This window comes from Saccharopolyspora halophila (assembly GCF_039531955.1).
Classification (GTDB): Bacteria; Actinomycetota; Actinomycetes; order Mycobacteriales; family Pseudonocardiaceae; genus Saccharopolyspora; species Saccharopolyspora halophila.
Window position 1 is genome coordinate 293,333 of record NZ_BAAARA010000002.1, and the last position, 20,246, is coordinate 313,578.

Genomic DNA, 20,246 nt, shown 5'->3' on the forward strand with positions numbered 1-20,246 from the left:
CGCGACCGAGGGTCAGCCCGCGGTTCCGGTGAGGTGGGGCTTTCCGGAACGGGAGTGCAGGGCGAAGTCCCAGCCATCGCCGTTGGGCCGCATCGTGAAGTCGACCTTGGACGGCAGCAGCAGCGGCTTGGCGAAGTCGACCTCGACCGTGCAGGCGTCCGGCAGCCGGCCCTCCAGCGCCGCCAGGCAGCGGGCCTTGGACCACATGCCGTGCGCGATGGCGCGCGGGAAACCCAGCGCCTTGGCGGTCAGCGGGTGCAGGTGGATGGGGTTCTGATCGCCCGAGACGCTCGCGTACGCGCGCCCGATGTCACCGGGCACCCGCCAGGTGCCGGACGGCGCGCCCGGTTCGATCTCGCGGCGCTCGCCCTGCGGCGCGTCCGGGTTCGACTTGCCGCGGCGCAGGTAGGTGGAGATCTCCTCCCACACCACCTGGTCGCCGACGCTGGTCTCGGTGACCACGTCGAACTGCAGCCCTTTGGGGTGTGGCCGCAGGTCGGCGACCCGGACCCGCTGGCTCAGCTCGTCGGTGACCAGGACCGGCCGGTGCTGCCGGATCCGGTTTCGCACGTGCACCAGCCCGACCAGCGCGAACGGGAACTCGCGGTCGGTCATCAGCTGCACCGACAGCGGGAAGGACAGCACGTGCGGGTAGGTGATGGGCAGCTCGTCGCGCAGCCCGAAACCGCAGACCCGGTTGTACTCGGCCAGTTCGGCGCGGTCGATGGTGATCCCGTGCCGCACGTACTCGGTGTCCGGCAGCGTCTCGCCCCGTCGGGTCGGGCCGGTCGCGGCCGCCTTGAAGTAGAGCGCGCCGAGCTTCGGCGCGGTGGTCAGTTCCGGCATTGCGGCCTCCTCTGAGTGCCTGTCGTTGATCCGGCGCGAGCGGTGGACCCGCTGCCCGGCCCGGCGGCTCGCGACTCGCGGGTCGGGCGGTTCCGCGGTCGGGCGGCGGGTCGTTCGCCGCCCGCAACACCGAGCAGACGGGTTCTTAGGGTCCTCGCGGTATGCGGTGGTAGCCGCACGCGGTGCGGGACTCAGCCACGCGGCGCGGCAGGTTCCACCACCCGCACCGCCACGCAAACCCCCGCGCTGAAACGTCTCCTCAGGCGCCGAGCAGGCTCTGGCCGCACACGCGGACGACGTTGCCGTTGACCCCGGAGGACGCCGGGTTGGCGTACCAGGCGATGGTCTCGGCGACGTCGACCGGAAGGCCGCCCTGCGACATGCTGTTCATCCGCCTGCCGGCCTCGCGCACGAACAGCGGGATGGTCGCGGTCATCTTGGTCTCGATGAAGCCGGGCGCGACCGCGTTGATGGTGGCGCCCTTCTCGGCGGCCAGCGGCGCGTGCGACTGCACGTGACCGATCACGCCCGCCTTCGAGGTGGCGTAGTTGCCCTGGCCGACGTTGCCCGCGATGCCGCTCATCGAGGACACGCAGACGATCCGGCCGCCCTCGTTCAGCGGCGAGCCCTCGCCGAGCAGCTTGGCGTTGATGCGCTCCTGCGAGCTCAGGTTGACCGCGATCACGGACTCCCACTGCGCGGCGGTCATCCGGCCGATGGTCTTGTCCCGGGTGATGCCCGCGTTGTGCACCACGATGTCCAGGCCGCCGTGCCGCTCGTCGAAGTGCTCGGCGAGCTTGGCGGGCGCGTCCTCGGCGGTGATGTCGAGCTGCAGGGTGGATCCGCCGACCCTGTTGGCGACCTCGGCGAGTTCGCCGCCCTGCGCGGGCACGTCCAGGCAGACCACGTGCGCGCCGTCGCGCGCCAGCGTCTCGGCGATCGAGGCGCCGATGCCCCGGGAGGCGCCGGTGACCAGCGCGACCTTGTCCGCCAGCGGCTTCTCCCAGTCGGTCGCCGGGACCTTGGCCGCGCCGATGCGGATGACCTGCCCGGAAACGTAGGCGGACTTGCCCGAGAGCAGGAACCGCAGCGTCGAGCCCAGCGCGCCCTCGCCGCCGTCGGCGACGTAGACCAGCTGGGAGGTGGCGCCGCGCTTGAGCTCCTTGCCCGCGGTGCGGGTGAAGCCCTCCAGGGCGCGCTGCGCGGTGGCCGCGCGCGGGTCGCTCAGCGATTCGGGCTGGGTGCCAAGCACGATCACCCGGCCGCAGCGGTCGACCTGCTTGATCGAGGCGGAGAAGAAGTCGTAGAGGGAGCGCAGCTGCTCGCTGTTCTCGATACCGGTGGCGTCGAAGACCAGCGCGGCGTAGCGCTCGCCGGTGGCCGGGTCCTTGTGCGCCGCGGCGCCGATCTCGCGCAGCGTGTTGCCGATGGCGTCGCAGAGCTTGCCGTTGCCGCCGATGAGCACCGGCCCGGTGAGCAGCGGCTCACCCGGCTGGTAGCGGCGCAGCGGCGTCGGCTGCGGCAATCCGAGCCGCTTGGTCAGCTGCCGCCCGAGCGAGGACTGGGTGAACTGCTGGTATCGGTCGGTCATGGGGCGCTCCCGCGACGGTCAATGTGGTTGGTGGACGAAAGTCAGGCTGCCGCTCGACGGCTAACTTACCCGCGGGTAGGTTAGATTGGCCAGGAACGAAGCAGCAACGAGGGAGTCAACATGGCCACCGTTCGGCGAGTCGCGATCCTCGGCGGCAACCGGATCCCGTTCGCGCGATCCGGCGGTCCGTTCGCCAGCGCCTCCAACCAGGACATGCTCACCGCAGCGCTGGACGGGCTGGTTGCCCGCTTCGGCCTGTCCGGCAAGACTATCGACGAGTTCGTCGCCGGCGCGGTGCTCAAGCACAGCCGCGACTTCAACCTCGCGCGCGAGACCGTGCTGGGCTCCAAGCTCGACCCGCGCACTCCCGCCCACGACGTGCAGATGGCCTGCGCCACCGGCCTCGAGGCCGTGGTCTCGGTGGCCAACAAGATCGCGCTGGGCCAGCTGGAGGTCGGCGTGGCCGGCGGCGTCGACTCCGCCAGCGACGCCCCGATCGCCGTGAACGACGACCTGCGCAGGGTGCTGCTCAACGCCAACCACGCGAAGTCCACCGGCGCCCGGATCAAGGCCCTCGGCGGCCTGCGCCCGAGCCACGTGGTGCCGGAGATCCCGCAGAACTCCGAGCCGCGCACCGGCCTCTCGATGGGCGAGCACGCCGCGAAGACCGCGCTGGCCTGGGGAATCTCCCGCGAGGAGCAGGACGAGCTGGCCGCCCGCAGCCACCGCAGGCTCGGCGCCGCCTACGACCGCGGCTTCTTCGACGACCTGCTGACCTCGTTCCTGGGCGTGTCCAAGGACCAGAACCTGCGCCCGGACAGCTCGGTCGACAAGCTCGGCAAGCTCAAGCCGGTCTTCGGCGCGGGCGAGGGCGCCACCATGACCGCGGGCAACTCCACCCCGCTGACCGACGGCGCCTCCACCGTGCTGCTGGCCAGCGAGGAATGGGCCGAGGCCAACAACCTGCCGGTGCTGGGCTACTTGACCGACGCGGCACCGGCCGCCGTCGACCACGTCAGCGGTGACGAGGGCCTGCTGATGGCCCCGGCCTACGCGGTGCCGAAGCTGCTGGACCGCAACGGCCTCGACCTCGGCGACTTCGACTACTACGAGGTGCACGAGGCGTTCGCCTCGCAGGTGCTGGCCACGCTGAAGGCCTGGCAGGACCCGGAGTTCTGCAAGAACCGCCTGGGTCGCGACAAGCCGCTGGGCGAGATCGACCCGGCCAAGCTCAACGTCAACGGCTCCTCGCTGGCCGCGGGCCACCCGTTCGCCGCCACCGGCGGCCGCATCGTGGCCACCCTGGCCAAGCTCCTGTCGGAGAAGGGCTCCGGCCGCGGCCTGGTCTCCGTCTGCGCCGCGGGCGGCCAGGGCCTCACAGCGATCATCGAGCGCTGACCCGAGCCCCCGCGGGGCCGAGAAGCGAGCGAGGGAACCTTCCTGTCACTTCAGCGGCAGGAAGGTTCCCTTCTTCATGTGTGGAGCGACAGGAAGGTTCCCTCGCTCGTCATCGTCGCGGGACCGACGGGATGCGGTCGGTCCCGCGACTCCCCGGTTGAACACGCCCCGGAGGTCGCTGCGCGGCAGCCGGTGGTCGAGTTCGTGGTGCGCTCGGTAGAAGTGCTGGTCGGTCCGCACCGCCGAGGTCCACGTGACGAGCACACCCGCAGCGAGCGCCACCCGTCCGGCGGGCTGCGGGCCGAGGAGCAGCGCGGTGACCAGCAGGGCGAAACCGAACCCGAGTCCGATCCACGTGGTGGGACGCACCGACTTGCGCTGCCGGGCCAACGCGATCGTCGCGATCAGCGTCACGAACGTCATCCAGCTTCCGACGAGCCATGCCACGCCGGGCAGGGTGAACGCGACGACGAGCCACAGCGCGAACGGCAGCACGAGGAGGGCTCGGTTCCGGTTCATGGCGGGAATGTTTTCCGTTCGGCGTCGAGACCAGTGGTCAGCGCACTTGCGCGTTCGGGCGTGCCACGGCGAGCCGATGATTCCCTCGGGCTGTATTCGGTTTTCTAGGGATATTGATAGAAATCCAAATACGACCCGATCGGTGACACGCGGGATTCGGGTTTCTGGCGAAGTATCGGTTCAGGGCTAGAGAAGTCGATACAGTCCCAGAGCTATGGACCCCGTCCGCAACCCCTTCGCGCCCGGTGCCGGTCAGCGCCCGCCCGAGATGGCCGGTCGGGACAAGGAGGTCGATGCCTTCGAGATCGTGCTGGAACGCGTCGCGCGCGGTCGTCCGGAGCGCAGTCTGGTCCTGACCGGGCTGCGCGGTGTCGGCAAGACCGTGCTGCTCGGCGAACTCCGCTCGATGGCGGTTCGCCGCGGTTGGGGCGCGGGCAAGGTGGAAGCTCGGCCCGATGCGGGGCTGCGGCGCCCGCTGTCGGCGGCGCTGCACCGGGCGATCCGGGACCTGGCGGTCAAGCACCGCGCCCCGGACCGGGTCGAGGAAGTGCTCTCGGTGCTGAAGGCCTTCGCGCTCAAGGCCAACCCGCAGGACGCCAAGCTGCGCGACCGCTGGCAGCCGGGCATCGACGTCCCCGCCGCGCAGGGGCGCGCGGACTCCGGGGACATGGAGATCGACCTGGTCGAGCTGTTCACCGAGGTCGCCGAGCTGGCCGCGGACGTGGGCACCGGCATCGCGCTGCTCATCGACGAGATGCAGGACGTGCAGCCCGCGGACGTCTCCGCGTTGTGCGCGGCCTGCCACGAGCTCTCGCAGTCCGGTGCTCCGCTGGTGGTCGTCGGGGCCGGGCTGCCGCACGTGCCTGCGGTGCTGTCGGCGAGCAAGTCGTACTCCGAGCGGCTGTTCCGCTACGTGCGCATCGATCGCCTGGATCGCTCGGACGCCGATCACGCGGTGGTCACCCCGATCGAGCGCGAGGACGCGGGCATCACCTCGGAGGCGCTGGACACGCTGTTCTCCGTCTCCGGCGGCTACCCCTACTTCGTGCAGGCCTACGGCAAGGCCGCCTGGGACGCGGCCGTGCGCTCGGAGATCGCGGAGGAAGACGTCCGCCTGGCCGCTCCGGAGGCCGAGCAGGAGCTCGCGGTCGGTTTCTTCGGTTCCCGCTACGAACGCGCCACGCCCGCCGAGCGCGAGTACCTGCGCGCGATGGCCGAACTCGTCGAAGGCCGCGACGAACCGGCGCCGACGGCGCGCATCGCGGAGTACCTCGAGCGCCGCGCGTCCTCGCTGTCGCCCGCGCGCGACGCGCTGATCAAGAAGGGGCTCGTCTACTCCGGCGAGCGCGGGCAGATCGCCTTCACGGTCCCGCACTTCGGCCGCTACCTGCTCACTCAGGACTAGCGTCCGATCGGACTCTCTACCGCCGTATAGCTCTGGATTTATACAGCTGAATACGGCGCGAGTTGCGGACCAAAATCGACACGAAAAGTGCAAAACCATTGCCGTTACGAGTGAATATATGTGACCTAAGGCACACCTCCCAATCTGTGTAACGAACGCAGGGTGGGCATCGATATCCAGGATGACCCCGCGGTGCTGTCGGACCCCCGACCTGGCAGCATCGCGGGGCTTTTCAATTTCCGGGGCCTGTGTCCCCCTTCCCGGTCTCCGCAAGCGCCGGGAACGTCGGTGGTGCCCGGCATGCTGCTCGCATGATTCTCTGGTCTCTGGTCGAGGTGGAACGAGCGCTCCGGTCCTCCTGGGGGTCGGATACCTGCGCGCCCGAGGACGTCGCGGATTGGCGATCCGACAACCCGGCCGGCGGTCAATGCGGCACGACGGCCCTGGTGCTGCACGACTTCTTCGGCGGTGACCTGATGTGCGGCGACGTTCACCGCGACGGTCGGCTGTCCGACCACCACTGGTGGAATCGCCTGGGCGATGGCTTGGAACTCGACCTCACGCGCGAGCAATTTGCCCTAGATGAGCTCGTCGGACCTGGCGAACCCGTCGCCCGGCCGACCGGTGTTCACCGACTCGACGGCGAGTATCGAACGCTCCGCCAGCGAGTCTTGGCGATTCTCTCGGGCGCGAGTTGTGGTGGCTGATCACCTCGGTTTGAGGTGTCCTCTTGCGTGGGTATTCGAACTACCGGCTACCCCTGAAGGAGGTTGGACATGGCTGACGAGCTCAACGGTCGCAAGGTCGCGATCCTGGCCACCAACGGTGTGGAGCAGGTCGAGCTGGAGAGCCCGCGCAAGGCCATCGAGCAGGCCGGCGGCCAGGCCGAGGTCGTTTCCTTGCAGGCCGGTGAGATCCAGGCGATGAACGGCGACATCGACAAGGGCGACAGCTTCCCGGTGGATCGCGAGGTATCCCAGGTCTCGGTGAGCGACTACGACGCCCTCGTGCTGCCCGGCGGCACCATCAACCCCGATCAGCTGCGACGCGACGGCACGGCCGTGTCGTTCGTCCGCGACTTCGTCACCGGGGGCAAGCCCGTCGGCGCGATCTGCCACGGCCCGTGGACGCTGGTCGAGGCCGACGTGGTGAAGGGGCGGCAGCTGACGTCGTACCCGAGCATCCGCACCGACATCCGCAACGCGGGCGGCGAGGTCACCGACCAGCAGGTGGTCGTCGACGACAACCTGGTGACCAGCCGCAACCCGGACGACCTGGCGGCCTTCCAGGACGCGGTGATCAAGGCCATCGCCGCCAGCTGAGCGATGCCGGCGGCAGGGGACTCACAGTTTTAGGCAAAACTGTCAGGTCGTTGACCACCTCGAGTACCGGCGGTGGGGAGCTGCGCGCGAGACGGCCGCGTGGGTCGCGTGAGGTTGGCCTCCCGGGCGCGTCCCCGGGGAACAGTCGTGCGTGCGGTGTTGTTGACTGCTCATGTGAGTGCTGAGCAGAAGCGTCGCGCCAGGGTTCGCGCACCCGAGCTGGCCGGACGGCAGTGGTTGAACACCGGTGGCAAGGAGCTGCAGCTCGCCGATCTCCGGGGCAAGGTCGTCGTCCTGGATTTCTGGACCTTCTGCTGCATCAACTGCCTGCACGTGATCGACGAGCTGCGGCCGTTGGAGGACGAGTTCTCCGACGTGCTGGTCACCGTCGGCGTGCACTCGCCGAAGTTCGAGCACGAGGCCGACCCGGACGCGCTCGCCGCAGCCGTGGAGCGCTACGAGGTGCACCACCCGGTGCTCGACGACCCGGAGCTGAGCAGCTGGCAGAACTACGCGGTCAAGGCCTGGCCGACGCTCGCGGTGGTCGACCCCGAGGGCTACGTCGTGCACGTCGCCGCCGGTGAGGGGCACGTCGAGGCGCTGCGCAGCGTCATCACCGAGGTGATCGCCGAGCACGAGGCCAGGGGAACCCTGCACCGCGGCGACGGGCCGTACGTGCCGCCGCCCGCCTCGGAGACCACGCTTCGCTTCCCCGGCAAGGTGCTGGCCCTGGAGGACGGGAACCTGCTGGTGTCGGACTCGGCGAACCACTCGCTGGTGGAGTTCGCCGCCGACGGCGAGACCGTCCTGCGCCGCATCGGGAGCGGTTCGCGCGGGTGGACCGACGGCACCGAGCCGGAGTTCTCCGAACCGGCCGGACTGACCCGGCTGCCCGCCGAGGTCGCCGAGCGGGTCGGCTACGACGTCGTGGTCGCCGACACCGTCAACCACCTGCTGCGCGGCCTGCGGCTCTCCGACGGCCGGGTCAGCACGCTGGCCGGGACCGGTCAGCAATGGCGCGACGGCGAGGACGCCGGGGTTGCCGCCGAAACCCCGCTGACCAGCCCCTGGGACGTCGCCTGGTGGGAGCCCGCCGGTGGCGTGGTGATCGCGATGGCCGGGAACCACACGCTCGGCCTGTTCGACCCGATCGCCGGGCGGGTCCGGCGCTTCGCGGGAACGACCGTCGAGGGGCTCCGGGACGGGGCCGCCGAGGACGCGTTCTTCGCGCAACCGTCCGGGCTGGCCGCCGGGGGCGAGCGGCTGTGGCTGGCCGACTCCGAGACCTCCGCGCTGCGCTGGGTCGAGGTGGACGGGGACGGATTCGCCGTGCGCACCGCGGTGGGGACCGGGCTGTTCGACTTCGGTCACGCCGACGGTCCCGCGGGCGAGGCGCTGCTGCAGCACCCCTTGGGCGTGGCGGTGCTGCCGGACGACTCGATCGCCGTCTGCGACACCTACAACGGCGCCGTTCGCCGCTACGAGCCCGCCACCGAGGAGGTCTCCACGCTCGCCACGCACGTGTCCGAGCCCTCGGGCGCGGCCGTTGTCGACGGGGAGCTCGTCGTGGTCGCCTCCGCCGCGCACCGGCTGGAGCGGCCGGTCCCGCCCGGACTCGCGGCCAAGCTGATCGACGGCGGATCGCAGCAGGTCAAGCGGCCCGCTACCGAGATCGGTTCCGGCGAGGTCGAGCTCGAGGTGGTCTTCACCCCGCCGCCCGGGACGAAGCTCGACGAGCGCTACGGGCCCTCCACCCGCCTGGAGATCACCTCCACCCCGGAGGAGCTGCTGGTCGAAGGCGCCGGTGCGGGCACCGACCTCGCGCGCAGGCTGGTGCTGGCCGAGGGCATCACCGACGGCGTCCTGCACGTCGTCGCCGCCCAGGCCGCCAGCTGCGATGACGACGAGACGATCGAGCACCCCGCCTGCAGGCTGACCAGGCAGGACTGGGGCGTCCCGATCAAGGTCAGCCCCGATGGCCCGGCGCGCCTGCCGCTCGTCATGGGTGGTCTGGACGCCTGACCGCGGCGTCTACGCGTCATGAGTCGGATGACCCGGTCGGGTAGTGGTAGAGGCGGCCGCTACCCGCCGTGGCCGGGAGCTTCGTGCATCACAGGTCACCTGAAACGTCGTGAAATGCGAAAAGGACGCGTAACCGGCATCGGGTCGAAAACCTCGATACATACCCCCTTGCTGATTGGTCATCCGTTGGGGGCAAGTAAACTTTTCGGGTGACCGATGCCAAGCTCGAGATCCAGATGCTGCACGACCGGGTCATGGTGCGCATCTCCCCGGACACCGGGGAGCGCCGCAGTAACGGCGGCATCGTGATTCCGGCGACCGCCCAGGTGGCCAAGCGGCTGATCTGGGGTGAGGTCTTCGGCGTTGGCAGCCACGTGCGCACCGTCAAGGTCGGTGATCAGGTGCTGTTCAACCCCGATGAGCAGTACGAGTTCGAGGTGCAGGGCCAGGCGTACCTCGTGATGCGCGAGCGCGACCTGCACGCCGTCGCCACTCAGGACACCGAGCAGGGCACGGGTCTGTACTTGTAGTCCCCGAGCCGGACCCCCGGCGAAGCGGGCGCAACGCCCCCACCGCAGGACCGAGGAGAAGGGGAAGCGGTGCCGGAAAACCACGATCACTCCAACGGAGCGGGCTCCACCGGGTGGAACCGCGACCAGGACCAGGGGCCTTCCGACAACGCGCAGGCAGAGCCCCAGTGGCCCGCTGCGGATACCCCGCCCGCCGAATCTGCCGCCGAGCAGACCGGCAAGATCGAGATGCCGCCGGAGCAGGGCGAAGCCCAGCCGCCGCGCGCTCCGGAGCCGGACGCCGAGCAGACCCAGCAGATCGCCGCACTGCCGGACGACTTCCACGGGTTCCCCCTCGGCACGACCCAGAGCATCCCCACCGTCGGCTCCGAACAACCGACCACCGGTTTCGGCCCGGTCGGTGGCGGGGTCGCGGGGAGCGGACTCGGCTGGAGCGCGGCCGAGCAGCCCGTCACTCCCGCCGAGGCCAAGCGGCAGCAGCTGCTCAAGGGCGGCCTGATCGCGGGCATCGCCGCGGCCGCGCTGGTGCTGCTCTACATCGGGGACCTGGTGTTCACCAGCGGTTCGTTGCCCCGCGGCACCCTGGTGGCCGGCGTGGACGTCGGCACCATGAGCAACCGGGAAGCCGAGTCCAAGCTGCGCAACGAGCTCGGCGCGGACATGCAGGGTCCGGTGGAGCTGCAGGTCGGTGAGGCCTCCACGACCATCCAGCCGGACCGGGTCGGGCTGGAAACGGACTGGGAGGCCACCGTCGCCAAGGCCGACGACCAGCCGCTGAACCCCTTCACCCGGATCGGCTCGTTCTTCTCCACCCACGAGGTGGAGCCGGTCAGCACCGCCGACCGCGGCAAGCTCGTGCAGGCGCTTGAGGACGCCCGCGTGCAGCTGGACCGCCCGTCGGTCGAGGGGACCATCCGCTTCGACGGCACCACCCCGGTCGCGGTCGACCCGGTGCACGGGCAGAAGCTGGACGTCCAGCGCGCCGCCGACAAGATCATGGCGCACTACGCCGAGGGCTCGACGATCGAGCTGCCCGCCAGCCAGAAGCCCGTAGGCACCACCGAGCAGGGCGTGCAGCGCGCGCTCGAGGAGATCGCCAAGCCCGCGGTGTCCGGCCCGGTCACCGTGCGCGGCGACGGCACGGACGCGACCTTGTCCCCTAAGGACATCGCCGACGCGCTGCGCTTCGCCCCGAACGGCAAGGGCGGTCTGCGGGCGAGCTTCGACGAGCCGACCGTGATCGGCGAGATCGAGCCGCAGCTGGCCGACACCATCAAGCCGGGCAAGGACGCCGAGATCGTGCTCGAGGGCGGTCGCCCGACCGTGCACCCGTCGGAGGACGGTCGCGGCATCGACTGGAAGAAGTCCCTCGAACCGCTGATGCAGACCCTGCGCCAGCAGGACGGCCGCGAGATCAAGGCCATCTACCACCCGCAGCCCGCTCAGTTCACCACCGAGCAGGCCAATCAGCTCGGCGTGCGCGAGGTCGTCGGCCAGTTCACCACCGGCGGCTTCGAGCAGGCCTCGGGCGTGAACATCCGGCGGGTCGCCGAGCAGGTCAACGGCGCGCTGATCCGGCCGGGCGAGCAGTTCAGCCTCAACGGCTACACCGGCCCGCGCGGCAAGCCGCAGGGCTACGTCGAGTCCGGCATCATCAAGGACGGCCGTCCGGACAAGGCCGTGGGCGGTGGCATCTCGCAGTTCGCCACCACGCTCTACAACGCCTCGTACTTCGCGGGCATGAAGGACATCGAGCACAAGGCGCACAGCTACTACATCAGCCGCTACCCGGAGGGCCGGGAAGCGACGGTGTTCCAGGCGCCGAACGGCAAGAGCATCATCGACGTGAAGTTCAAGAACGTCTCCGACAGCGGCATCATGATCACCACGCAGTGGACGCCCTCGGACATCACGGTGACGCTGTGGGGCACCAAGCAGTTCGACGTGCAGTCCAAGACCGGGCCGCGCTTCGACCCGACTCCGCCGGAGGAGAAGGTCGTGCCGCCGGGCGAGCCGTGCGAGCCGAGCAAGGGGAAGCCGGGCTTCTCCGTGGTCAACACCCGGACCGTCCGCGACCTCAAGACCGGCCAGGTCCGCACCGAGGACCAGAAGACGGTCTACGACCCGCACCCGATCATCCACTGCGGCGCGCCACCGCCTCCCGGTCCGCGCTGACCCGACCGATGAGGGCCCTTCCCGTGCGCGGGGAGGGCCCTCGGTCGTGCGGAGGCGGAACCGGTGGGCGAGTTGTCGACATGGCGATGACGCGCTCGGGCGATTCGGGGACGTGGCGATTTGTCGACACGGTGAGTGCACGGCGAAAGTCGAGGGATATCCGATCCCGGCGCCTCCGCCAGTGGTGGTCGCCACAGCCGAATGACGCTTTGCCGGTCGGGCCATGCGGACATCCGGCGCGAGTGGGGCTCAGGGGCCGAAAATTCTTTCTCCGGGATCTTGCGGACGCTCAAGGTTTACCGAGCGTGACCGGATGTGCGGCGCGTGATTTCCGAGGAACTTGATGGATTCGCAACATGAACTATTGGGTTTACGTCCGATCGAGTGGCACCATTCGTTCACTTGCGTTCTCACATACTAGGAGTGACATCGTGGCGCGTCGCAGAACCCTTCGTGCGCTGGCATTGTTGCCCGCGGTTGCCGTGGCGTTGGCCGCCGCGGGCTGTGCGGAGTCGACCAAGAGTGAAGGAACCGTCGCCGGGGGCGAGATCAGCCTCGTCGAGCCCGGCACGCTGACCACCTGCACCCACCTGCCCTACGAGCCGTTCCAGTTCAAGCAGGGCGGCAAGACCGTGGGCTTCGACGTCGACCTGGTCGACCTGGTCGCCAGGGACCTCGGCGTCGAGCAGAAGATCGTCGACGCGCCCTTCGACGAGGGGATCCAGTCCGGTGAGTCGCTGAACTCCGGGCAGTGCGACGTGGCCGCGGCCGCGATGACCATCACCGAGGAACGCAAGAAGAACCTGGACTTCTCCGACCCGTACTTCAGCGCCGAGCAGGCGCTGCTGGTCAAGAAGGGTTCCGAGATCACCGACCTGTCCCAGCTCGACGGCAAGACCCTCGGCGTGCAGGTCGGCACCACCGGCCAGATCTACGCCGAGGAGAACAAGGACAAGTTCGGCTACAAGATCAAGGTCTTCGACGACCTCGCGCTGCAGCAGACCGACGTGCGCACCGGGGGCGTCGCCGCGGCGATCAACGACAACGGCGTGCTCCTCAACTTCGCCAAGAACCACCCGGACACCGAGGTGACCAAGGAGTTCACCACCGGCGACAAGTACGGCATCGGTGTCCAGAAGGGCAACAAGGCGCTGCTGGCGAAGGTCAACGAGTCGCTGGCCAAGGCCAAGCAGTCCGGCGAGTACGACAAGATCTACGAGAAGTGGTTCGGCGCGAAGCCCGAGTGACCAACCCTCGTCGTCACCCCGGGGCCGGTGTGGAACACGCCGGCCCCGAGCGGTGCGCGGACCACCGCGCCGGAAAAGGGCGTCCCGCCGGATACATGGAGATTCGATGACAACCGAGACCGAGGAGCGGCCCAAGCCCCGGATGGGCAGGCGGCAGCGGGAGCGGCTCAGCCGCGGCATCCAGTACGGAGTGCTGGTGGTCGTGGCGGTCGTGCTGGCCTTCCTGGCCGACTGGGGCGAGATCGGCCGGGCCTTCTTCAACCTCGAGGTCGGGGCCGCGCAGTTCCCCGACGTGATCACGACGGCGTTGGTGAACACCATCGTCTACACCGCGGTCGGCTTCGCCTTCGGCCTCGGCCTGGGCGTCGTGCTGGCCCTGATGAAGCTCTCGTCGGTCGGCCCGTACCGCTGGATCGCCACCGGCTACATCGAGCTCTTCCGCGGCCTGCCCGCGCTGCTGGTGTTCATCGCGCTGGGCTTCGGCGTGCCGATCGCCTTCCAGCTGCGCTTCGACATCTACTCGACCGTGATGCTCAGCCTCGGCCTGCCCGGTGCGGCCTACATCGCCGAGACCATCCGCGCCGGCATCCAGGCGGTGCCCAAGGGGCAGATCGAGGCCGCGCGGTCGCTGGGCATGTCGTCCAGCCGCACCATGCTGACCGTGGTGCTGCCGCAGGCGTTCCGGATCATCCTGCCGCCGCTGACCAACGAGCTGATCCTGCTGACCAAGGACTCGTCCCTGGTCTACCTGCTCGGTCTGACCTCGCAGCAGTACGAGCTGGCCAAGTTCGGCCGCGGCGCGCTGAATCAGTACCAGTCGCTGACGCCGATCCTGATCGCCGGTCTGTGCTATCTGATCATCACGGTTCCGCTGTCCCGGCTCTCCGAGCTGCTGGAGCGCAAGTACGGCGGGGTGCGAAGCAAGGGAGCCAGCAAATGAGCGACGTGATGATCGAGCTCTCCGGGCTCGGCAAGTCCTTCGGTGACCTGGAGGTGCTGCGCGGCATCGATCAGCAGGTCGAGCGCGGTGAGGTCGTGTGCGTCATCGGCCCGTCGGGTTCGGGCAAGTCGACCCTGCTGCGGTGCGTGAACCTCCTCGAGGAGCCGTCCGCGGGCAAGGTCGTGGTGGACGGCAACGAGCTCACCGACCCGGACAACGATCTGGACGGGTCGCGCAGGCACATCGGCATGGTGTTCCAGCAGTTCAACCTGTTCTCGCACCTGTCCGTGCTGGACAACCTGACCGTGGCGCAGCGCAAGGTGCTGGGGCGCGGCAAGGAGGAGGCCGTCCGGATCGCCGGGGAGAACCTGGAGCGGGTCGGGCTGTCGGACAAGGCCGACGCGATGCCGGCGCAGCTCTCCGGCGGGCAGCAGCAGCGCGCGGGCATCGCGCGGGCGCTGGCGATGAACCCGAAGGTGATGCTGTTCGACGAGCCGACCTCGGCGTTGGACCCGGAGCTGGTCGGCGACGTGCTCGGCGTGATGCGCCAGCTCGCCGACGAGGGCATGACCATGCTGGTGGTCACCCACGAGATGCAGTTCGCCCGCGAGGTCGCCGACCGCGTGCTGTTCATGGACGGCGGCGGCATCGTCGAGCAGGGCAAGCCGGCCGACGTCATCGGCAACCCCAAGGAGGAACGCACGCGCTCCTTCCTGGCCCGCGTGCTGAACCCGACCCACGCGGACGCGGCCGAGTAATCGAGCCGATCGCGGTCCCGGCGAGTCGCTGAACGACTCGCCGGGACCGTTTCACGTGGAACGCCCCGCGCCGCTGCTCCGTTCGGAGTGTCATACCCCGCTGCTAGAAACCAATCGCCCGGTTCGCACGTCTCACCAGTAGGTGATCGGGAACGATGGGGGACCATGGCGATTCTTCCGGGGGCGAGGATGCCTAGTGGCAAGGAGAACGGGAACGGTCCCGCGACGGCGGCCGAGCGGCAGATCGACGAGCTGCTGCGCACCGGCCGGGCCGAGCGTGCCGAGCTCGAGCCGCTGGACGTGCACGCCGACGAGCACGATGCCGAACGGGAGATCCGCGGTGCGTTCCTGACCCGGCGATTGATCGACTCGCCGGACGAGGGCTCCTCCGGCTGGCACCCGTTCGCCAAGAGCGACGGCGGGCAGCGCCCGGTGATCGTCATCGAGGACGCGGTCATCACCGGCGATTTCAACCTGCGCGCCGCCGACCTGCCGTACCTGCTGGAGTTCGTGCGCTGCCGGTTCGAGCGGCAGCCCGACCTGCGGCAGGCGACCCTGGCCGGGCTGGTGCTGCGCGGGTGCCTGCTGCCCGGCCTGAGCGCGCGCAACCTGCGCACCGGCAGCGACACCGTGCTGCAGCGCTGCACCAGCCGCGGCGGCCTCATCCACCTCGCCGATGCCGAGCTCGGCGGATCGCTGGTGCTCAACGACAGCGAACTGATCAACCCGGGCAGGCGCGCCGTCTACGCCGACCGGCTGCGCGTGGCGGGCGCGATGCTGGGAATGCGGCTGCGGGTCTCCGGCGAGATCCGGATTCCCGGTGCCCAGATCGGCGGAAACCTGACGCTGTCCGGGGCCGCGCTGCGCAATCGCGGCAGGCTGGCGTTCAACGCCAACGGCGTCCAGCTCGGTGGTTCGCTGCGCTGCGACGTGGACCCGAACACCAAGCAGCCGTTCACGGTGGCGGGGCGGGTGTTCCTGCCGAGCGCGAAGATCGCGGGAGACCTGCGGATGCGGGACGCGGTGCTGGAGCCCGGGATCGCGGCGCCGCAGCGCGGCGAGTCGCCGCACGACGACCCGACCAGCACGCTGATCATCGACCGCTCCACGATCAGCGGGGACGCGCAGCTCGACGAGGGCTTCCGCAGCGGCGGCACCATCCGCATGGTCAGCTCCACCATCGGCGGCGACCTGCGGATGTCCCGCGCCTGGCTGGATCTGAGCTGGGCGCGGACCCCGCAGCAGTCCGTCGACAACCCGCTGCGCGCGCTGCACATCGACGGGAGCGCGATCAGCGGCAACCTCGACGCCCGGCAGATCGTGGTGCTCGGCCAGATCCGGATGATCGATGTGCGGGTGCAGGGCAGCTTCCAGCTGAACAAGTCGCGGTTGCACGGCCCGCGCACGGACGTCCTGCAGGCCAATCGCAGCACCGTGGGCAGCAACCTGGAGATCCGCGAGGCCGACGTGGTCGGCTCGCTGCAGCTGCAGGGAACCTGCATCGGCGCCAGCTTCGACCTGCGGTCCACGACGCTGACCAGTCCCGCGTGGCACCAGCACAAGCTCGCCTACAAGCCCTCGCTGGACCTGCGCGCGGCGCGGATCGCGCGGGACCTGGTGTGCGCCACGGGCAGCCGGCCCTTCCACTCCGAGGGCGAGATCCAGCTTCGGCGGGCCGAGATCGGGCGGCAGACCAACTTCTGGGGCGCGCGGCTCGGCGACTACATGAGTCCCACGGCGATCGGGGCGTTCGGGCTGGTCACCCAGGAGCTCACGCTGCTGCCGGAGCAGCCGCCGCTGGGCCGGGTCCTGCTGCGGCAGGCGCAGTGCGAGCTGCTGGACGACAACGCGCAGCTGTGGAAGGCCGAAGGCGGCGTGGACGTCGAGGACTTCAGCTACGACAACCTCGCCAAGATCGTCGAACCGACCGATCGCGAGACGGTCCGCGAGCGGCTCTCGTGGCTGCGAGCCAATTCCGGGGGCCGCTACCAGCCCGGTCCGTACGACCAGCTGGCCAGGGTGTTCAGCGGCAACGGCAACGAGGAGCACGCGGTCACGGTGCTGATCGAGAAGGAGCGCCGGCGCTACCAGGCGATCGCGCGGGCGACCCGGCCCGTGTTCCGGCCGCCGGTGCGGTTGTGGAGCGCGATGCAGCGGTCCACCGTCAGCTACGGCTACCGGCCGCTGCGGGCGTTGATCTGGCTGGTGATGCTCACCGCGGCCGGCACGATCTGGTTCAGCTGGCATCCCTTGCGGGAACCGGTGAATCGCGATGACAACCCGGTGTGGGACCCGTTCCTGTACACGGTGGACCAGCTGGTTCCGATCATCAACCTGGGCCACGACTCGATGTGGCAGAGCACCGGGGCCTCGAAGTGGATCACCGTGGTGCTCATCGCGGCGGGCTGGATACTGGCCACCACCGTCGCAGCGGGCATCACCCGGGCGTTGCGGCGCGAAGTGCGGTGAGCAACGAGATTCCTTTCGGGCGAATCGGGCTCGTGAACGGGTGAATTCGGCTGTTATCGGCGGAGTTCCGTGCTCAGATCAACGCGGTTTGAGCTACGAGCACGGAGGTTCGCGTGGCCCGGTTGTCCCTCGCCGTCACCGCCGCGATCGCGGCGACCGCACTGCCCCTGTCGCCCGCGCAGGCGGAGGAGTCCGTGGAGTACGTCGCGATGGGCGACTCCGCCGCGGCCGGGCCGCTGGTGCCGCACCCGGATCCGAACCTGCTGTGCTTCCGCTCCACCTCGAACTACCCGCGGGTCGCCGCCGCCGAGCTGGGCGCCGAGCTGACCGACGTCACGTGCTCCGGCGCCGAGACCGAGGACTTCGCGGGACGTCAGCACGTGGTGCTGCCGCCGCAGTACGACGCGCTGAGCCCGTCGACGGACCTGGTCACCGTCACCATCGGTGGTAACGACGTCGACCTGGTGCAGGCCGCGGTGTCCTGCCTGAACCCGCTGCCGGAGCCGATCGCGAACTCGTGCGCGGACGAGTTCACCGAGGACGGCGACGAGCTGGCCGAGCGCGTTGCCGCCCTGACGCCGGAGATCGACGCGATGCTGGACGAGATCGCCTCGCGCGCCCCGGACGCGCGGATCGTGGTGGTCGGCTACGGGACCTACATCCGGCCGGGCGGTTGCTATCCGATGCAGCCGATCCTGGCCAGGGACGCGGACTACATCCAGTCCAGTGTGGACGCTCTGAGCGAGATGCTGGCGGAGCGCGCGGACGCGCACGGGGCGTCGTTCGTCGACCTGCGTCCGGTCAGCCAGGGGCACGACGTCTGCGCAGCGCGCGATCAGAAGTACTTCGAGGGCTTCGTGCCCACCTCGCTCGCCGCTCCGCTGCACCCGAACGCCCGGGGCATGGAGGCCTTCGGCGAGGCGGTCGCCGACGCCGTGGCCGACCGCGAACTCGTGCGGTGATGGCCGTTCGCAAGTCGCGGGCCCCGGAGCCCGGAACAGCTCCTCAGGAGCCGAGCAGCGTGTTCAGCCTGGGCGAGTAGGTGTGATCGAAGACCAGCGACGCCGCACCGACCGCGGCGGCGTCGCTGCCGATCAGGGCGGATTCCACCTGGACCGGACGCACGTGCGACGCCCAGACCTGGGTGTTGACGACCTTGGCCACGCGGGCGCGGACCAGCTCGGCGACCTGGCGCAGCGCGGGACCGCCGAGCACCACTCGGTCCACGTCCAGCACGCTGACCACCGAGGCGAGGGACTGGCCCAGGCGGGTGGCCGTGCGGTGGAGGACGTTGCGCGCGGCGGTGTCGCCCGCCACCGCTTCGCGGCAGAGCTGGTCGTAGGCGGCGGTCACCGAGGTGGGCTCGGGCTGGCCGTTGGACTCCCGCCAGTCGGCGACGATGGAGCGCATCGAGCAGTAGGCCTCCAGGCAGCCGCGCCTTCCGCAGTGGCACTGCCTGCCGCCACCGCTGTGCACGTGGCCGATCTCGCCCGCGTTGTTGCTGACGCCGCGATGCACCTGTCCGTCCAGCACCACCCCGATGCCGACACCGGTGCCGAGGTAGGCGTAGACGAACGACCCGGTGCGCTGCTCGCAGCCCGACCAGCGTTCCCCGATCGCGGCCGCGGTGGCGTCGTTGTCCATCACCACCGGTACGGCGAACCGCTCCTCGACCAGGTCGGCGAGCGCGACCTCGTGCCAGCCGGTCAGGTTCGGCGGGTCGAGCACCATGCGGTGCGCGGCGTCCATCGGACCCGGCACCGCCAGTCCCGCGCCCAGCACTCGATCGGCGGGAAGGCCGGAGCGCCGCACGAGCTGCTGTCCGGTGCGCGTGAGCGCGGCCGTGATCGCCGAGGGGCTGGAGTCGGCGGGAATCCGGCGGGTGGTGCGCAGCCGCACCCCTCCAGCGAGATCCAGCAGCACCCCGGTGATCCGCTCGGGATCCAGGTGCAGGCCCACCGCGGTGTAGGCGTCGGGCACCACCTTGAGCAGCACCCGCCGCTTGCCGCCGGTGGAGGGGGCGTGGCCGTTCTCGGTCACCAGCCCGTCGGTCATCAGCGCCCGCACGATGTTGGACATGGTCTGCGCGGTCAGCCCGGTGTGCTCGGCCAGTTCGACGCGGCTGATCTCGCCGTGCCTGCGGATCGTCTCGAGCACGACGGCGCGGTTGAACCCGCCCACCCGAGGCAGGTTGGTCCCCTGCCAGGAGGAATTCGACATCGAAGCTCCCTTTGGCGGTGGCTGTGGTCGTCGTGCGCGGCCGAATCCGAGCGGTTCCGGAGGACCACGGCCCTCGCCGAAGGGTTCGGCGGCGGTACCGGCGGTTGCGGTGGTTCGGCCTCCACGTGGTCCGGGGAAGGCGTGCTCATCGACTTGTGCAAACGAATGGAATTACCAGCACTGAGTGTGATCCGGGTCTCAGGTAAACCGCAACCACCGTCGGTGTGATCGACCCGGTTGCCGGGCCGCGGCGGGACGGCGATCTCGCCGGTTCGAGTCGGGATGTGCGTGCCGGCCCCCGCGCGGTCCGGGCTCCGCGCCCGCACGTGGTGCGGGGCGCCCATCGGCACCTCGACGGCCGAGGCGGAATCTCAGGCCTTTCGGTGTCGCCGAAGAGCGAAAGCGGTGCGCGAGGCCGGGTTCGACGCTGTCGTGTCCGGCCTCGCGCACCGCTCGGTCGTGCATCGGATCGCGATCATCGGCTCACCCGCGAAACGCGCGGTGGAAGCTCGATGTCCTCTCGGGTGGCTTCGGTTTCCTCGTCGTCTTCGTCGCGCAGGGCGATGAACACAGCGGCGACGGCGACCAGCGCCAGCACCAGCAGAGCCAATCCGGCCATCACTCGACACCTCCTCGTCCGGCTCCCGCTTCCCCGTTGGGGCGGGTTTTCGTAGGACGCACAGAGTGTCGATCCGGTTGCTGGCGGTAGACGAATTCCCATCTACTCGACTCGATCGAGTAGATCTACTCAAAACGGGGCGAACGCGAAACGGCGCTTCCCCGGAACCACGTCCGGGGAAGCGC

The 20,246-nt window shown here is 69.7% G+C and carries 17 protein-coding genes; 12 read left to right on the plus strand and 5 right to left on the minus strand.

The annotated features are described in order from the left end of the window. Window positions 1-12: 12 nt before the first annotated feature. Window positions 13-846, minus strand: a complete 834-nt coding sequence (locus ABD289_RS04240) for a MaoC/PaaZ C-terminal domain-containing protein (protein ID WP_344126716.1) — start codon at window positions 844-846, stop codon at window positions 13-15. A 259-nt stretch (window positions 847-1,105) separates the two neighbouring features. After that, window positions 1,106-2,437 carry a 3-oxoacyl-ACP reductase gene (locus ABD289_RS04245; RefSeq protein WP_344126718.1) on the minus strand — a complete coding sequence of 444 codons (1,332 nt, stop codon included), beginning with the start codon at window positions 2,435-2,437 and terminating at the stop codon, window positions 1,106-1,108. 120 nt (window positions 2,438-2,557) lie between these two features. Here ABD289_RS04245 and ABD289_RS04250 point away from each other — a divergent pair, with 120 nt between their 5' ends. Continuing rightward, window positions 2,558-3,835: an acetyl-CoA C-acetyltransferase gene (locus tag ABD289_RS04250; RefSeq protein WP_344126720.1), complete on the plus strand. Its 1,278-nt coding sequence runs from the start codon at window positions 2,558-2,560 to the stop codon at window positions 3,833-3,835. A 45-nt stretch (window positions 3,836-3,880) separates the two neighbouring features. On the opposite strand, the gene ABD289_RS04255 is transcribed toward ABD289_RS04250, so the two are convergent. Further along, on the minus strand, window positions 3,881-4,354 hold the full coding sequence (locus ABD289_RS04255) for a hypothetical protein (RefSeq protein ID WP_344126722.1): 474 nt from the start codon (window positions 4,352-4,354) through the stop codon (window positions 3,881-3,883). Window positions 4,355-4,568: 214 nt separating this feature from the next. Between ABD289_RS04255 and ABD289_RS04260 the strand changes: the two genes are divergently transcribed. From ABD289_RS04260 to ABD289_RS04310, 11 genes are all read left to right on the plus strand, one after another. Then, on the plus strand, window positions 4,569-5,759 hold the full coding sequence (locus tag ABD289_RS04260) for an AAA family ATPase (RefSeq protein ID WP_344126724.1): 1,191 nt from the start codon (window positions 4,569-4,571) through the stop codon (window positions 5,757-5,759). A 311-nt stretch (window positions 5,760-6,070) separates the two neighbouring features. Further along, complete coding sequence (locus tag ABD289_RS04265) at window positions 6,071-6,466, plus strand: YunG family protein (protein WP_344126726.1); 396 nt, start codon at window positions 6,071-6,073, stop codon at window positions 6,464-6,466. Window positions 6,467-6,535: 69 nt separating this feature from the next. Beyond that, the gene (locus tag ABD289_RS04270) at window positions 6,536-7,081 is read left to right on the plus strand and encodes a type 1 glutamine amidotransferase domain-containing protein (protein WP_344126728.1); all 546 of its coding nucleotides are present in this window, start codon (window positions 6,536-6,538) and stop codon (window positions 7,079-7,081) included. Between the two features lie 174 nt (window positions 7,082-7,255). Beyond that, window positions 7,256-9,103, plus strand: coding sequence for an NHL domain-containing thioredoxin family protein (locus ABD289_RS04275; protein ID WP_344126730.1), 1,848 nt, complete (start codon window positions 7,256-7,258; stop codon window positions 9,101-9,103). 209 nt (window positions 9,104-9,312) lie between these two features. Then, window positions 9,313-9,633, plus strand: coding sequence for a GroES family chaperonin (locus ABD289_RS04280; RefSeq protein ID WP_344126732.1), 321 nt, complete (start codon window positions 9,313-9,315; stop codon window positions 9,631-9,633). A 69-nt stretch (window positions 9,634-9,702) separates the two neighbouring features. Then, window positions 9,703-11,808, plus strand: coding sequence for a VanW family protein (locus ABD289_RS04285; RefSeq protein ID WP_344126734.1), 2,106 nt, complete (start codon window positions 9,703-9,705; stop codon window positions 11,806-11,808). A gap of 431 nt (window positions 11,809-12,239) precedes the next feature. Further along, window positions 12,240-13,055 (plus strand): basic amino acid ABC transporter substrate-binding protein, encoded by an 816-nt coding sequence (locus ABD289_RS04290; protein WP_344126736.1) that lies wholly within the window; start codon window positions 12,240-12,242, stop codon window positions 13,053-13,055. Between the two features lie 142 nt (window positions 13,056-13,197). Next, the gene (locus ABD289_RS04295; protein ID WP_344127137.1) at window positions 13,198-13,995 is read left to right on the plus strand and encodes an amino acid ABC transporter permease; all 798 of its coding nucleotides are present in this window, start codon (window positions 13,198-13,200) and stop codon (window positions 13,993-13,995) included. Further along, window positions 13,992-14,753: an amino acid ABC transporter ATP-binding protein gene (locus ABD289_RS04300; protein ID WP_344126738.1), complete on the plus strand. Its 762-nt coding sequence runs from the start codon at window positions 13,992-13,994 to the stop codon at window positions 14,751-14,753. The genes ABD289_RS04295 and ABD289_RS04300 overlap by 4 nt, the downstream gene beginning before the upstream one ends. Window positions 14,754-14,942: 189 nt before the next feature. Beyond that, the gene (locus ABD289_RS04305) at window positions 14,943-17,222 is read left to right on the plus strand and encodes a translocation/assembly module TamB domain-containing protein (RefSeq protein ID WP_344126740.1); all 2,280 of its coding nucleotides are present in this window, start codon (window positions 14,943-14,945) and stop codon (window positions 17,220-17,222) included. 113 nt (window positions 17,223-17,335) lie between these two features. Further along, window positions 17,336-18,184: an SGNH/GDSL hydrolase family protein gene (locus tag ABD289_RS04310; protein WP_344126742.1), complete on the plus strand. Its 849-nt coding sequence runs from the start codon at window positions 17,336-17,338 to the stop codon at window positions 18,182-18,184. A 43-nt stretch (window positions 18,185-18,227) separates the two neighbouring features. Here ABD289_RS04310 and ABD289_RS04315 read toward each other — a convergent pair whose 3' ends face one another. Beyond that, complete coding sequence (locus tag ABD289_RS04315; protein ID WP_344126744.1) at window positions 18,228-19,442, minus strand: ROK family transcriptional regulator; 1,215 nt, start codon at window positions 19,440-19,442, stop codon at window positions 18,228-18,230. Window positions 19,443-19,917: 475 nt separating this feature from the next. Next, a complete protein-coding gene (locus tag ABD289_RS04320) occupies window positions 19,918-20,061 on the minus strand; it encodes a hypothetical protein (RefSeq protein WP_344126746.1) in 144 nt (47 codons plus the stop codon). Between the last annotated feature and the right edge of the window lie 185 nt (window positions 20,062-20,246).

Coding starts and splice junctions, on each gene's coding strand:
- ABD289_RS04240 (WP_344126716.1), bottom strand. CDS start 846: ATGCCGGAACTGACCACCGCGCCGAAGCTCGGCGCGCTCTACTTCAAG.
- ABD289_RS04245 (WP_344126718.1), bottom strand. CDS start 2,437: ATGACCGACCGATACCAGCAGTTCACCCAGTCCTCGCTCGGGCGGCAG.
- ABD289_RS04250 (WP_344126720.1), top strand. CDS start 2,558: ATGGCCACCGTTCGGCGAGTCGCGATCCTCGGCGGCAACCGGATCCCG.
- ABD289_RS04255 (WP_344126722.1), bottom strand. CDS start 4,354: ATGAACCGGAACCGAGCCCTCCTCGTGCTGCCGTTCGCGCTGTGGCTC.
- ABD289_RS04260 (WP_344126724.1), top strand. CDS start 4,569: ATGGACCCCGTCCGCAACCCCTTCGCGCCCGGTGCCGGTCAGCGCCCG.
- ABD289_RS04265 (WP_344126726.1), top strand. CDS start 6,071: ATGATTCTCTGGTCTCTGGTCGAGGTGGAACGAGCGCTCCGGTCCTCC.
- ABD289_RS04270 (WP_344126728.1), top strand. CDS start 6,536: ATGGCTGACGAGCTCAACGGTCGCAAGGTCGCGATCCTGGCCACCAAC.
- ABD289_RS04295 (WP_344127137.1), top strand. CDS start 13,198: ATGGGCAGGCGGCAGCGGGAGCGGCTCAGCCGCGGCATCCAGTACGGA.
- ABD289_RS04300 (WP_344126738.1), top strand. CDS start 13,992: ATGAGCGACGTGATGATCGAGCTCTCCGGGCTCGGCAAGTCCTTCGGT.
- ABD289_RS04305 (WP_344126740.1), top strand. CDS start 14,943: ATGCCTAGTGGCAAGGAGAACGGGAACGGTCCCGCGACGGCGGCCGAG.
- ABD289_RS04315 (WP_344126744.1), bottom strand. CDS start 19,442: ATGTCGAATTCCTCCTGGCAGGGGACCAACCTGCCTCGGGTGGGCGGG.
- ABD289_RS04320 (WP_344126746.1), bottom strand. CDS start 20,061: ATGGCCGGATTGGCTCTGCTGGTGCTGGCGCTGGTCGCCGTCGCCGCT.